At 61.9% G+C, this 13,453-nt stretch carries 11 protein-coding genes; 10 read left to right on the top strand and 1 reads right to left on the bottom strand.

What is annotated here, in order from left to right:
* Positions 1 to 112 precede the first annotated feature (112 nt).
* The 8 genes from SFY93_RS01410 (at position 113) to SFY93_RS01375 (ending at position 10,196) form a co-directional block, all read left to right on the top strand.
* A complete protein-coding gene (locus tag SFY93_RS01410; RefSeq protein ID WP_320445793.1) occupies positions 113 to 2,110 on the top strand; it encodes an O-linked N-acetylglucosamine transferase, SPINDLY family protein in 1,998 nt (665 codons plus the stop codon).
* A gap of 472 nt (positions 2,111 to 2,582) precedes the next feature.
* Positions 2,583 to 2,789, top strand: a complete 207-nt coding sequence (locus SFY93_RS01405) for a hypothetical protein (protein ID WP_068729538.1) — start codon at positions 2,583 to 2,585, stop codon at positions 2,787 to 2,789.
* Between the two features lie 277 nt (positions 2,790 to 3,066).
* Complete coding sequence (locus tag SFY93_RS01400) at positions 3,067 to 3,966, top strand: LysR family transcriptional regulator (protein ID WP_068729536.1); 900 nt, start codon at positions 3,067 to 3,069, stop codon at positions 3,964 to 3,966.
* A gap of 177 nt (positions 3,967 to 4,143) precedes the next feature.
* Entirely contained in the window at positions 4,144 to 4,635 is a 492-nt protein-coding gene (locus SFY93_RS01395; protein ID WP_068729534.1) for a formate dehydrogenase subunit gamma, read from the top strand.
* Entirely contained in the window at positions 4,632 to 6,203 is a 1,572-nt protein-coding gene (locus SFY93_RS01390) for a formate dehydrogenase beta subunit (protein WP_320445792.1), read from the top strand. Before SFY93_RS01395 ends, SFY93_RS01390 begins: the two co-directional genes overlap by 4 nt.
* A gap of 11 nt (positions 6,204 to 6,214) precedes the next feature.
* Positions 6,215 to 9,124 carry a formate dehydrogenase subunit alpha gene (gene fdhF, locus SFY93_RS01385; RefSeq protein ID WP_320445791.1) on the top strand — a complete coding sequence of 970 codons (2,910 nt, stop codon included), beginning with the start codon at positions 6,215 to 6,217 and terminating at the stop codon, positions 9,122 to 9,124.
* A gap of 15 nt (positions 9,125 to 9,139) precedes the next feature.
* Complete coding sequence (gene fdhD, locus SFY93_RS01380) at positions 9,140 to 9,997, top strand: formate dehydrogenase accessory sulfurtransferase FdhD (protein WP_320445790.1); 858 nt, start codon at positions 9,140 to 9,142, stop codon at positions 9,995 to 9,997.
* Positions 9,969 to 10,196: a formate dehydrogenase subunit delta gene (locus tag SFY93_RS01375; protein WP_320445789.1), complete on the top strand. Its 228-nt coding sequence runs from the start codon at positions 9,969 to 9,971 to the stop codon at positions 10,194 to 10,196. Before fdhD ends, SFY93_RS01375 begins: the two co-directional genes overlap by 29 nt.
* A gap of 170 nt (positions 10,197 to 10,366) precedes the next feature.
* Here the strand turns inward: SFY93_RS01375 and SFY93_RS01370 are convergent, their stop codons facing one another.
* Entirely contained in the window at positions 10,367 to 10,639 is a 273-nt protein-coding gene (locus tag SFY93_RS01370) for a BolA family protein (RefSeq protein WP_089267781.1), read from the bottom strand.
* Positions 10,640 to 10,776: 137 nt separating this feature from the next.
* Between SFY93_RS01370 and SFY93_RS01365 the strand changes: the two genes are divergently transcribed.
* Both SFY93_RS01365 and SFY93_RS01360 read left to right on the top strand, forming a co-directional pair.
* Positions 10,777 to 11,433 carry a J domain-containing protein gene (locus tag SFY93_RS01365; protein WP_089267780.1) on the top strand — a complete coding sequence of 219 codons (657 nt, stop codon included), beginning with the start codon at positions 10,777 to 10,779 and terminating at the stop codon, positions 11,431 to 11,433.
* A 400-nt stretch (positions 11,434 to 11,833) separates the two neighbouring features.
* Positions 11,834 to 13,342: a L,D-transpeptidase family protein gene (locus SFY93_RS01360; RefSeq protein ID WP_320445788.1), complete on the top strand. Its 1,509-nt coding sequence runs from the start codon at positions 11,834 to 11,836 to the stop codon at positions 13,340 to 13,342.
* The last annotated feature ends 111 nt before the right edge of the window (positions 13,343 to 13,453 follow it).

Here is a 13,453-nt window from a genome sequence, read left to right as displayed (position 1 = left end):
GGGCCGGTCTTCTCAGCTCGGCAGGCGTTCTCGACGCCGCGGAGTCGGGCGTCTATACCGGACGGCGTTGCCCCCGGCCATACAAGCCGCAAAGCCCGAACTCCGCAGGATCATGGCGTCTCCAGCTGAACTGTTTCAAAACGCATTCGCTGCCTTCCAGCAGGGCCACCTCCAGGAGGCCGAGCGCGGGTTCAGCAAGTTCTTGCGCAAGAATCCGAAGCATTTCCCGGCGCTGAATATTCTCGCTATTGTCCTGGTCGCGCTGAAGCGCCATGCGGAAGCCGAGCCGTATCTGAAAGCGGCTTTGCGCATCAATGCGACATCGGATGCTACATTCTACAATTACGGCCTGGTGCTGAAGGCGCTGAACCGGCCGGACGAGGCGCTGCAGCGTTTCACCGAAGCGCTGGCGCTCAATCCCGGCAATGCCGAAACCCTGAACAATCGCGGGACCGTCCTGAATGATCTGCGCGATTATCCGGCTGCGCTGGCGGATTTCGATCGCGCGCTGGCGCTCAATCCCCGCTACGCCGCAGCATTCTTCAACAAGAGCAAGTCGCTGGCGGAGTTGAAGCGCTATGACGAGGCGCTCGCAGCCTGCGAGTCGGCGCTCGCCTTGCAGCCAGATCTGGCGGAAGCGTGGTTTGGCCGCGGCTACATCTTTGGCCAGATGCGGATGCCGGCTGAAGCGGTGGAGGCCTATGGCCGCGCGTGCCAGCTCAATCCAGACATGCCGCTGCTGAAAGGCAATCTGCTACATCAGAAGATGCTGGTCTGCGACTGGCATGACGCGAATGCGCTGATTGCCGAGATCGGGGCTGATCTCATAGCCGGCAAACTGGCCGCCGAGCCGTTTGGCTGGCAGGGCGTTGCGACCTCGGAACGTAGTCTGCAGCGCTGCGCCGAGCTGACCAACGCCTCGCGTTTTCCCATGCAAGCTCCACCGCTGCGTGCTTCCGCGACCGGGCCGAATGCAAAAATTCGCGTCGGATATCTGTCCGGTGAATTTCGTCAGCAGGCGACCTCGCTGCTGCTGGTCGGTGTGCTGGAGCAGCACGACAAAAGCGCGTTCGAGATTTTCGCCATCGACAACGGGTATGACGACGGCAGCGACATCAGGCGACGCATCGCTGGCGCCGTGGATGGGATCGTCGATATCTCCACACTGAACGATCCGCAGGCGGTGGCCGCCATTCGCGCACAGCGCATCGACATCCTCGTCAATCTCAACGGCTATTTCGGCGAGCAGCGCACCGGAGTGTTCGCGCGCAGGGCGGCGCCGGTGCAGGTCAATTATCTCGGCTTTCCCGGCACGCTCGGCGCGGGCTTCATGGACTACATCCTCGCCGACCAATATGTGCTGCCGGCCGAGCACCGCCAATTCTACAGCGAGAAAGTCGCCTGGCTGCCGCATTGCTATCAGGCCAATGACGATCGCCGGGAGATATCGACGCGTGCATTCACGCGTGCCGAGGTCGGTTTGCCTGTGCAGGGCTTCGTGTTCTGTTGCTTCAACAACGCCTACAAGATTACGCCCGATGTCTTCGACAGCTGGACGCGGATTCTCTCAGCTGTTGACAGTAGCGTTCTCTGGCTGCTGGAGGACAGCGCTGCGGCTGTGGCGAATCTGCGCCGCGAAGCGGAATTGCGGGGCATCGACCCCGCGCGTCTGGTCTTTGCCGCGCGCATGTCGCCGGCTGAGCACCTGGCGCGACATCGTTGTGCGGATCTCTTTCTCGATACGTTGCCGTACAACGCGCATACGACCGCGAGCGACGCATTATGGGCTGGATTGCCGTTGCTGACGTGTCGTGGAGGAACCTTTGCAGGGCGCGTTGCTGCGAGCCTTCTGCAAAATCTGGGTGTGTCGGAGTTGATTGTGGCGAATTGTAATGACTATGAGTGCATGGCGATCGAACTGGCGGAAAATCCCGAGCGGTTGTCGTCGATCCGGGAGAAGTTATCGGCCAATCGTCTGAAGATGCCGGTCTTCGACACCCGGCGTCTGGCGCGTGATATCGAAATGGCATTTCGCAAGATGGCCGAGCGGGCCCGGGCAGGGCTGGCGCCAGCCCACATCATGTTTTCCGCTAACGATAGCGGCCAATAATATATTTGATTGAGCAAATCAGGTATTGCGCTCAACATTCTGGCTCATGTAATATTTTCGTGCGCAGCCGGCAAATTTTTTGACGGCCCTAAGTCTTCGAGGAGACTCGCGCACTCTGTTGTAAATCTCCGAAACCACCGGCAATGCCCTGCCGGTGGTTTTTCGGCTTTTTGGGGCCAATTTCGAGTGGCCCGGCTGGTATTCCATGATTATTGCTAACGCGGACAGGGCGCGGGAACTGTGTCATGGCGGCACGCCCTTGAATCAGTCCAACCCCCTCTGAAAACGACAGAATTGCTGCTGACCGGATCGGCAGCATGAGATGGAATTGGTCGCAGAGGCGTCCAAATTATGACCTGTTGCCCATCGTTGCATATCAGGACTGACGAGCTATCTGACCGAAATTGCTAGAGATTTCTTGCTTTTTGAGCAAGTTGTGGCTAAAAGCCGCTCATCGTGGAGAGTATGAATAATGGCGCATAACTACGCAATTAATGAGGACGTTCACCACCAGCTGCAGGGGCCGCAGGGCCGTTCCACCATCAAGGAACGCAGCATCTACACCATCACATCTCGCCTTCCGATCGAAGCCGATGGTCGCCCGCGTTACCGGATCAAGAGCAAGTCCGAGAATATCGAGCGCGTCGTGACCGAAGAGCAGATCAGCCGCCTAGGTTGATCTCGGATCAGCCTTCTGGCTGATCGTACTTGCCGTTTGCTGTCGTCGCCGGGGCCTTGGACCCCGCGACGAAGCAGACCGCCGCAAAGATCCCAACCAGATTCTATCTTGAAGCGGGAAGCTTGGCCGGGGCTGATCTCTGTCTGCGTTGCTGCGATGGTTGCGGCAAGGCGGCTCCGCACCATATGCTTTGCCCCGAGGGCGGACACCGAAGGCCACACACGCGATCGTCGCGCCGTACCTCGGCAAAAATGATGTGGTCGGAGCGGGGCGTCCCTTGATCGAAAAACTCGAACTGCTGTTGTCGCTGGCGAAGGAACGGCATTTCGGCCGCGCCGCGGAAGCTTGCGGCGTGACGCAGCCCACCATGTCCACCAGCCTCAAGCAGCTCGAGGACATGCTCGGCGTGATGTTGGTGCAGCGCGGCTCGCGCTTCCAGGGCTTTACGCCGGAAGGCGAACGCGCGCTCGATTGGGCACGCCGCATCGTCGGCGATGCTCGCGCGATGAAGCAGGAAATCAACGGCCTCAAGGACAGTCTGTCCGGCGAGATCCGCATCGCCGCAATTCCTACGGTGCTCGGCATGGTCGCCTCACTGACGACGCCGTTTCGTGCGCGGCATCCCGATGTGCGGTTTCGCATCGTGTCCTGCACCTCCACGGCCGTGCTCGGTCTGCTCGAAAATCTCGAAGTCGATGCGGGCCTGACCTACATCGAGAACGAACCGCTCGGCAAAGTGCGTTCGATCCCGCTTTATAAAGAAAGCTACCGGCTGCTGACCTCGCCGGACAGCATGTTCGGCGATCGCAAGAGTGTCACCTGGTCCGAAGTCGGCCAGGTGCCGCTATGCCTGCTGACCCCCGACATGCAGAACCGGCGCATCATCGATCGTGCCCTGAAGTCGGTCGGCGCCGAGGCGATGCCGATGCTGACGTCGAACTCGATTATCGTGCTCTATACCCATGTGAAGACCGGCCGCTGGGCCAGCGTGATGCCGGCCAAGTTGGCGGAGACGCTGGGTCTGACCGCCAATGACTCGGTCCGTATGATCCCGATCGTCGATCCCGTGGTGAATTATGGCGTCGGCCTCGTGGTGCCCCAGCGCGATCCCATGACCCCGCTGGTGGCGACTCTGGTGCAGATCGCCCGGGAGGTGGCGCCGTCGCTGGAGGCGTAAGATCCTCGTTTCTGGCACTGTAATTGCTGCGTTGCAACCAAGCTAACCATTTCAAATTCATCGATTTCGCCGGGTGTCGATACCGTTTCCGTATCGCAGCATGAGACAGCTTTATTGATCTTTGGATCGATTCCAATTTTGATTGGTTTCCAGTCATAAGATCAATCGAGTACCGGGATGAACGCAGCCTACGAGCCCAATGCTTATGAGTCTTGGAGTGCCGACCGAGGCACCGAGATCATCGAGAGCCTGTCCCATGTGGAAGGCGGCGTGATCGTGATCCTGCATGCGATGCAGGAAGCCTTCGGTTATGTGCCGGAGCCGGCAATCCCGATGATCGCGCTGGCGCGCAACCTGTCGCGCGCCGAGGTCCATGGCGTGTTCACTTTCTATCACGACTTCCGCCACGAGCCGGCTGGCAAGCACGTGCTGAAAATCTGCCGCGCGGAAGCCTGCCAGGCGGCCGGCGGCGACGCGCTGGCGGCGCGCGCGGAAGCGAAATTGGGTGTAAAGTTTGGAAACACGACGGCGGATCAGCGCGTTACACTGGAGCCGATCTATTGCCTCGGGCTCTGCGCCACGGCGCCATCGGCGATGCTGGATGGCCGCCTGGTTGGCCGCCTCGATGAGAAGCGCATCGATGCGCTGGTCGCGGAGGCACAGCGATGACATCTTCTGATAAAACTCTGAAGATTTACATTCCGCGCGATGCGGCTGCCGTTTCCGTCGGGGCCGATGAACTCGTGACCGCCTTCGAGGCCCAGGCCGCGACGCGCAAGCTCGCAATCGAAATCATTCGCCCCGGTTCGCGCGGATTGCTGTGGCTGGAGCCGATGATCGAAGTCGCGACGCCGGAAGGTCGCGTTGCCTTCGGACCGGTCGAAGAGAAAGACGTTGCGTCGGTGCTCGATGCGATGGTCGCAAACGGCCAGCACGCACTGCGTCTTGGTGTCGCGGAGGAGATTCCGTGGCTCAAGAAGCAGACGCGTCTGACCTTTGTGCGCTGCGGCGTCGTCGATCCCCGGTCGGTCGAGGATTACATCGCGCATGGCGGCTACAAGGGCCTCGTCCGAGCGCTGACGCTGGATAGCGCTGGCATCATCGCCGACGTCACCACGTCCGGCCTGCGTGGCCGCGGCGGCGCCGGCTTCCCGACCGGCATCAAGTGGAAGACGGTGGCCGATACCAAGGCCGATCGCAAATTCATCGTCTGCAATGCGGACGAGGGCGACAGCGGCACCTTCGCCGACCGCATGATCATGGAAGGCGATCCCTTTGTGGTGATCGAGGGCATGACCATTGCCGGCATCGCGGTGGGCGCCACCAAGGGCTACATCTATATCCGTTCGGAATATCCGCATGCCGTCGAGGCGATGAATGAGGGTATCGCTGCCGCCAAGCGCGCCGGTTATCTCGGCGACAAGATCCGCGGCTCGGCGCACGCATTCGATCTCGAAGTCCGCGTCGGCGCCGGCGCCTATGTCTGCGGCGAAGAGACCTCGCTGCTGGAGAGTCTCGAAGGTCGCCGTGGCATCGTCCGCGCGAAGCCGCCGCTGCCGGCCCATAAAGGCCTGTTCGGCAAGCCGACGGTCATCAACAACGTGCTCTCATTTGCGGCGATACCGTTCATTCTCGACAACGGCGCAAAGGCCTATGCGGATTACGGCATGGGCCGCTCGCGCGGCACGATGCCGATCCAGCTCGCGGGTAACGTCAAGTTCGGCGGCCTCTTCGAAGTCGCTTTCGGCATCACGCTGGGTGAGTTGATCGACGATATCGGCGGCGGCACGTTTACCGGCAAGCCGGTTCGCGCAGTGCAGGTCGGCGGCCCGCTCGGTGCCTACTTCCCGCGCGAATTGTTCGACACGCCGTTCGACTACGAGGCTTTCGCCAAGCGCGACGGCCTGATCGGCCATGGCGGCATCGTGGTGTTCGACGACACCGTCGATATGTCGAAGCAGGCGCGCTTTGCGATGGAATTCTGCGCCATCGAATCCTGCGGCAAATGCACGCCATGCCGCATCGGCTCCACCCGCGGCGTCGAGACCATCGACAAGATTCGCCGCGGTGAACGCGTCGCCGAGAACATCGCCGTGCTGCAGGACCTCAGCAACACCATGAAGTTCGGCTCGCTCTGCGCGCTGGGCGGCTTCACGCCGTATCCGGTGATGAGTGCGCTGAAACATTTCCCCGGAGATTTCGGCCCGGTGCCCACGCGCCTTCAGGCCGCAGAGTAAAGGAGCAACACATGTCGCTCGTTCACGAAATCGATTTTGGTACGCCGCGCTCGAAGTCCGAAAAGATGGTCACGCTGACCATCGACGGGCAGAGCGTCTCGGTGCCCGAGGGCACCTCGATCATGCGCGCCGCCATGGAGATGGGCACGCAGATTCCGAAACTCTGCGCCACCGACATGGTGGATGCCTTCGGCTCCTGCCGCCTCTGTCTCGTCGAGATCGAAGGCCGCGCCGGCACGCCGGCCTCCTGCACCACGCCGGCCATGGACGGCCTCGTGGTTCATACCCAGAATGCGCGGCTCGCGGCGCTGCGCAAGGGCGTGATGGAGCTCTATATCTCCGACCATCCGCTCGACTGTCTCACCTGCGCTGCCAATGGCGACTGCGAATTGCAGGACATGGCCGGCGCGGTCGGCCTGCGCGACGTGCGTTACGGTTATGACGGCGAGAACCATGTGTTCGCCAAGTCTGGCCCGAAGCACAATCACAATTCGCCGGAAGCCTGCGAAAACGATCACTGGATGGCGAAGGACGAGTCGAATCCGTACTTCACCTATGACCCCTCCAAGTGCATCGTCTGCTCGCGCTGCGTCCGCGCCTGCGAAGAAGTACAGGGCACTTTCGCGCTGACGATCTCCGGCCGCGGCTTCGAGAGCCGCGTCTCGCCGGGCATGAGCGAGAGCTTCCTGGGTTCGGAATGCGTGTCGTGCGGCGCCTGCGTGCAGGCCTGCCCGACCGCGACGCTGACCGAGAAGGCCGTGATTGAGATCGGCCAGCCTGAGCACTCCGCTGTGACCACCTGCGCCTATTGCGGCGTCGGCTGTACCTTCAAAGCGGAAATGCGCGGCGAGGAGCTGGTGCGCATGGTGCCGTACAAGGACGGCAAGGCCAATCGCGGCCATTCCTGCGTCAAGGGCCGTTTCGCCTGGGGCTATGCGAACCACAAGGAGCGCATCCTCAATCCGATGATCCGCGAGAAGATCACCGATCCATGGCAGGAAGTGTCATGGGATGAGGCCTTCAATTTCGCGGCCAAGAAGTTCAAGGGCATCCAGGCCAAATACGGCAAGGACTCGATCGGCGGCATCACCTCGTCACGCTGCACCAATGAAGAAGTATTCGTGGTGCAGAAGCTGATCCGCGCGGGCTTCGGCAACAACAATGTCGATACTTGCGCGCGTGTCTGCCATTCGCCGACCGGCTACGGCCTGTCCTCGACCTTCGGCACCTCGGCCGGCACGCAGGATTTCGACTCGGTGGAAGACACCGACGTCGTGATGATCATTGGTGCGAACCCGACCGATGGCCATCCGGTGTTTGCGTCGCGCCTGAAGAAGCGTTTGCGCGCCGGCGCCAAGCTGATCGTGGTCGATCCGCGCCAAACCGATATCGTGCGCTCGGCCCATATCGAGGCACAGCACCATCTGCCCCTGATGCCCGGCACCAATGTCGCCGTGCTCACCGCGCTGGCGCATGTGATCGTCACCGAAGGCCTCGCTGACGAAACCTTCATCCGCGAGCGCTGTGACTGGAGCGAGTTCGAAGACTGGGCGGCCTTTGTCGCGCAGCCGAACCACAGCCCCGAAGCCACAGCCATCATGACCGGCGTCGATCCGAAGGAGCTGCGCGCCGCGGCCCGTTTGTTCGCCACCGGTGGCAACGGTGCGATCTATTACGGTCTCGGCGTCACCGAGCACAGCCAGGGTTCGACCACCGTAATCGCGATCGCCAACCTCGCGATGGCGACCGGCAATATCGGCCGTCCGGGCGTCGGCGTGAATCCGCTGCGTGGCCAGAACAACGTGCAGGGCTCTTGCGACATGGGCTCGTTCCCGCACGAGCTGCCGGGCTATCGCCACATCTCGGGCGATGCGGTGCGCGAGCAGTTCGAAGCGATGTGGAACGTCAAGCTCAACAGTGAGCCGGGCCTGCGCATCCCCAACATGTTCGATGCCGCCACCGAAGGTACCTTCATGGGCCTCTACGTGCAGGGCGAAGACATCCTGCAGTCCGATCCCAACACCAAGCATGTGGTGGCCGCGCTGTCGGCGATGGAATGTGTCATCGTTCATGATCTCTTCCTGAACGAGACCGCAAACTACGCCCACGTGTTCTTCCCGGGCTCCACCTTCCTGGAGAAGAACGGCACTTTCACCAATGCCGAACGTCGCATTCAGCGCGTCCGCAAGGTGATGTCGCCGAAAAATGGTCTTGAGGATTGGGAAGTGACCTTGGGATTCGCCAAGGCACTCGGCTATGAGATGTCCTACAATCACCCCTCGGAGATCATGGACGAAATCGCGGCGCTGACGCCGACTTTCGCCGGCGTCTCCTATGCGAAGTTGGAGGAGGTTGGTTCGGTGCAGTGGCCGTGTAACGAGAAGCAGCCTCTGGGCACCCCGATCATGCATATGGATGGCTTCGTGCGCGGCAAGGGCAAGTTCATGCTCACCGAATACATCGCCACCGACGAGCGTACCGGGCCGCGCTTTCCGCTACTGCTCACCACCGGCCGTATTCTCAGCCAGTACAATGTCGGCGCGCAGACACGGCGCACCGACAATGTGGTCTGGCATGAAGAGGATCGTCTGGAGCTGCATCCGCATGACGCCGAACTGCGTGGCATCCGCGACGGCGACTGGGTGAAGCTGCAGAGCCGCGCCGGCGAGACGACGTTGCGTGCGCTGCTAACCGAGCGTATGGCGCCGGGCGTGGTCTATACGACCTTCCATCACCCGACCACGCAGGCCAACGTCATCACCACCGAGTTCTCGGACTGGGCCACCAATTGCCCGGAATACAAGGTGACGGCGGTGCAGATCTCGCCCTCGAACGGTCCGTCCGAGTGGCAGAAGGAATATGACGAACAGGCCCGCCAGTCGCGCCGGATTGCCATGCCTGTCGTGGAAGCGGCGGAGTAGGTCTGGAAACCAGAGATGCACGATCCGGTTCGCTCAGTCCCCCGCAAGATCTGGCGCCAGTCCGGCGTTAGCGAGGGGCTGCGCGCGGTGCCGGAAGAGACCGCGCTGGCGATCACCTATAATGGCGGCACCTATGCCGTCATGATGGGGACGCCGCAGGACTATCGCGACTTCGCCTATGGCTTCAGCCTGAGCGAAGGCGTGGTCACCTCGATCGACGAGATCGAGAGTTTCGAGGCCGTTGAATTCGACGATGGCGTTGAGCTGCGCATGTGGCTCGCAGGCGAGAAGGCCGAGAGCATTAGCGCGCGGCGCCGGCAGATCGCCGGGCCGACGGGCTGCGGTCTGTGCGGCATCGACTCGATCTCGGAAGCCGTTAAGCCGGCGGCCATCGTCGCGCCCGGCGGTGTATTCTCCTTCGACCAGATCATGGCGGCGATGGAGACGCTGTCGCCGCTGCAGAAGGTCAACATCCAGACCCGTGCCGTGCACGCCGCGGCGTTCTGGACGCCGGCCGACGGCATCGTCGCGTTGCGTGAGGATGTCGGCCGTCATAATGCGCTCGACAAGCTGGCCGGCGCGCTGGCGCAGGCCAAGGTCGATGCAGGGCAGGGCATGGTGCTGCTGACCAGCCGCGTCTCTGTCGAGATGGTGCAGAAGACCGCCGCCATCGGCGCGCCGCTCATGGTGTCGGTCTCGGCGCCCACCGCACTGGCCATCCGCATGGCGGAAGCCGCAGGCATTACGTTGGCCGCGATCGCGCGCAGCGACGGGTTCGAAGTTTTCACACATCAGCACCGCGTGCGTCAGCACGGCGCCACCGCGGATGCATCAGGGCAAGAGCATGGACACCCACATATCGACGTCGCCTGACCGGCTGATCTATATGGCCAACCAGATCGGCGACTTCTTCAACAGCCAGGGCCACGATCACGCCGTGGCCGGCATTGCCGAGCACATCAAGAAGTTCTGGGATCCGCGCATGCGGAAGAAGATCTTCGAACATCTGGATGCGGGCGGCGCCGGGCTGAAGCCGAACGTCCTCGAGGCGATCGCGTCGCTGAAGAAGTAGGACCAGCCCACACTCGTCATTCCGGGGCGGGGGGCGCGTTTTCGTGCGCGCGAACCCGGAAGCTGGGCATGGCTTGGCGCGTTGGAGACTCCCATGCTGAGATTCCGGGTTCGCGATCGCCGAGTGGCGCTCGCGCCCCGGAATGACGGCGTTGAGGACTACGGCAAAGCCTAACCCGCTTCCTTCGGCGTCTGCGGTTTCAGCGCCAGCGCATGTACCGTTCCCGCAAGTTCCGCCGCCAGCAGTTCGTTGATCATGCGATGGCGGTCGATCCGGCTCTTCCCTTCGAAGGCCTCCGACACAATATTGACCCTGAAGTGGGTTTCACCCTCCGGGCGGTGGCCCATGTGACCGGCATGCAGATGCGATTCATCTGAAACGTCGAGGCTGAGGGGCGCGAAAGCCTCTGTCAGCTTCTTTGTGATGTTATCTTTCATGGTCATGATGGCCGGCTTAGCGGTTCGCCCCACTCATGGTCAATCACGATGTGGCGACCATATTGGTGCGGCGCAGGGCGCCGAATGAGGTAATCGGAATGTCAAGACTTGAAGCTTTTTGCATTGCGTTGTCATAGTCAGCCATGCCCATCGACTCATCCAAATTCTTCGACAGCATCCGTATCAAGCCGAACAAGCTGAGCGCGAAGCAGCAGGCCGCTGCGCGCGAAGAAGCTATTATGTGCGAGTGGCCCGAGTGCAAGAACAAGGGTCCGCACCGCGCGCCCAAGGGCCGTGCGCAGGACAAGGAATACTGGCACTTCTGCCTGAACCATGTCCGCGAATACAATCAGGGCTACAACTTCTTCCAGGGCATGGCCCCGGACGCGGTCGCCAAGTACCAGAAGGACGCGCTGACCGGCCATCGTCCGACCTGGAAGATGGGCGCCAACGGCTCTGCGGACAAAACCAAGGCCGGGCAGCCCGACCTCGACGGCGCGATCGATCCGTTTGCCATGTTCAACGAGATGAACGGCATGGGTATGGGGCGCGGCCGGGCCCGCAAGCCGCAGCAGCCGATCAAGGAAGAAACCCGCAAGATCTTCAATGCCGAGCGCAAGGCGCTGCAAGTCATGGGTCTCGGCCCCAGCGCGACGCTGGACGACGTCAAGGCGCAGTACAAAGCGCTGGTGAAGCAGCACCACCCCGACGCCAATGGCGGCGACCGCTCCACCGAGGACCGGTTGATCGAAATCATCAAGGCTTACAATTACTTGAAGACCGTGGTCCGGGGCTCCTGAGGCGCTCCGAGATTGTCCACGCCCTTGCCAATGTTCGTCGTGCCCGGCCAGCGCGAAGCGAGCTTCGCTGGATGTGCCGGGGCATCCACGTCTTTGGCGGCGAGTGAACAAAGACGTAGGTGGCCGGGACAAGCCCGGCCATGAGGGTCGAGAGCGCTGCCAAACTATTAAGCATAACCCATCGCCGCCTGCTTAATTCGCCTTCCCGCCAGATACCGCCGCAATTCCGCCCGGCCTGAGATCTTCAATCTCTGTTGACCATCGCCGGAACGGAACCTGTTGCTCACGGCCAGTTGCCTTGCGAGCAAGGGGCCTTAAGGCTAATATTTGCGTACGAATAAGGGCTCATTTGTCTTTATTCCTTGGGGTGTCGACGTCCCGTCGGCTGCGGAGCTTGGCTTTGAAACATCGCTCGCTTGTTCGCGCGCTGCTGACGTCGGTCGTGCTTGCGACAGGCGTGGTGCTGGCCGGCTGCAACGGCGAAGACATGTCGCTCGCCAGCAATGCCAAGGCGAACCAGCCCGTTCCGCCCAAGCTCGTCGCCGAGATGACTGAAAAGGACATGGACCTGCAGTCGCCGATGCTGGTCCGTGTGTTCAAGCAGGAAGCCGAACTCGAAGTCTGGAAGCAGAATCGCTCCGGCCAGTTTGCGTTGCTGAAGACCTATCCGATCTGCCGCTGGTCCGGCGATCTCGGCCCGAAGGTCAAGGAAGGCGATCGCCAGGCACCGGAAGGTTTCTATGCGATCACGCCGGCGCAGATGAATCCGCGCTCGTCCTACTATCTCTCCTTCAATACCGGTTTCCCCAACGCCTTTGACAAGGCGCTGGGACGCACCGGTTCGCAGCTGATGGTGCATGGCGATTGCTCGTCGCGGGGCTGTTTCGCCATGACCGACGAACAGATCGCCGAGATCTATTCGCTGGGCCGTGAATCCTTCTTCGGCGGACAGCGCTCGTTCCAGTTCGCGGCGTTTCCGTTCAAGATGACGCCGGTCAACATGGCCAAGCATCGCAATAACCCGAACATGCCGTTCTGGAAGATGATCAAGCAGGGCTATGATCATTTCGAAGTGACGCGGCAGGAGCCGAAGGTCGAGTTCTGCGAGAACAAGTATGTGTTCGATCCGGCCGCGCCTGCGGGATCGACCAAGCCGCTGGTGTTCAATGCCTCGGCCAAGTGCCCAGTCTATCAGATCCCGTCCGAGATCGCCGATGCCGTCAGCGCCAAGCAGGCGCAGGATGATGCGAAGATTGCCGAACTGGTTGCCAAGGGCACGCCGGTAGCGCAGCGCCGTCCCGATATCGACGGCGGCATGAACCGCGTCTTCGCCTCCAAGTTGCCCGATGGCGCCACCGGCCTGTCGGATCCGGAGCCGCCGGGCGTGCAGACCGCCGCCTATTCGCGCGCACCGGGCACGATCCCGCCGCACGTCAATCCGCCGAAGGCCAATGCTGCGGGCTCGACGTCCTATTCGGCGTCGCTGTTTGCAGCATCGGAAGAACCCGTCGTCGCCGTGCCCTCCACGCGTGTTGCGTCGGCCTCGTCGGACGGCGGCTTCTTCAGTAATCTCGCCAAGAAGGTCGGTATCGGCGGCTCGGAAACGACCGCGACCGCAACTACGGCGCCAGCCGCTCCCGTGCCGACACCGGCCGCGAAGCCGAAGGCCCTCGCCAGCAAGGCCGCCCCGTCGGCTGCTCCTGCGACGCCTGCTTCTGTAGCTGCAGCGAAGCCGGCCGCTGCACCCGCACCGCTCGTCGCCACCCCACGCCCGCCGCTCAAGCCGACGCTGTCAGCCGAACCATCCACGCCAGCCTCCGGCAGCGGCGCCGGCACAGCCGCGCTGTCAGGCGCAGCCCCGGTCGTGTCCGCGAATTCGTTCACGGACCGCTTCTCGGCGATGCGCTGAGGCGCGCTCGATTTTTCATCCGCTCGATTCGCGCGAATCTGACGATTTTGTTGTCAGCTTTTTCCGTGCTGAAATCCTGACAGGCGACGTCAGATCCAGTCGAGACGATTG

It is taken from the genome of Tardiphaga sp. 42S5, assembly GCF_034044155.1.
GTDB classification, from domain to species: Bacteria; Pseudomonadota; Alphaproteobacteria; order Rhizobiales; family Xanthobacteraceae; genus Tardiphaga; species Tardiphaga robiniae.
This window is presented reverse-complemented; position numbering and strand designations above follow the sequence as displayed.

Excerpts from the sequence above, each read along its gene's own strand:
- SFY93_RS01410 (WP_320445793.1), top strand. The coding sequence starts at position 113 with ATGGCGTCTCCAGCTGAACTGTTTCAAAACGCATTCGCTGCCTTCCAG.
- SFY93_RS01405 (WP_068729538.1), top strand. The coding sequence starts at position 2,583 with ATGGCGCATAACTACGCAATTAATGAGGACGTTCACCACCAGCTGCAG.
- SFY93_RS01395 (WP_068729534.1), top strand. The coding sequence starts at position 4,144 with ATGAACGCAGCCTACGAGCCCAATGCTTATGAGTCTTGGAGTGCCGAC.
- SFY93_RS01390 (WP_320445792.1), top strand. The coding sequence starts at position 4,632 with ATGACATCTTCTGATAAAACTCTGAAGATTTACATTCCGCGCGATGCG.
- fdhF (WP_320445791.1), top strand. The coding sequence starts at position 6,215 with ATGTCGCTCGTTCACGAAATCGATTTTGGTACGCCGCGCTCGAAGTCC.
- fdhD (WP_320445790.1), top strand. The coding sequence starts at position 9,140 with ATGCACGATCCGGTTCGCTCAGTCCCCCGCAAGATCTGGCGCCAGTCC.
- SFY93_RS01375 (WP_320445789.1), top strand. The coding sequence starts at position 9,969 with ATGGACACCCACATATCGACGTCGCCTGACCGGCTGATCTATATGGCC.
- SFY93_RS01370 (WP_089267781.1), bottom strand. The coding sequence starts at position 10,639 with ATGACCATGAAAGATAACATCACAAAGAAGCTGACAGAGGCTTTCGCG.
- SFY93_RS01365 (WP_089267780.1), top strand. The coding sequence starts at position 10,777 with ATGCCCATCGACTCATCCAAATTCTTCGACAGCATCCGTATCAAGCCG.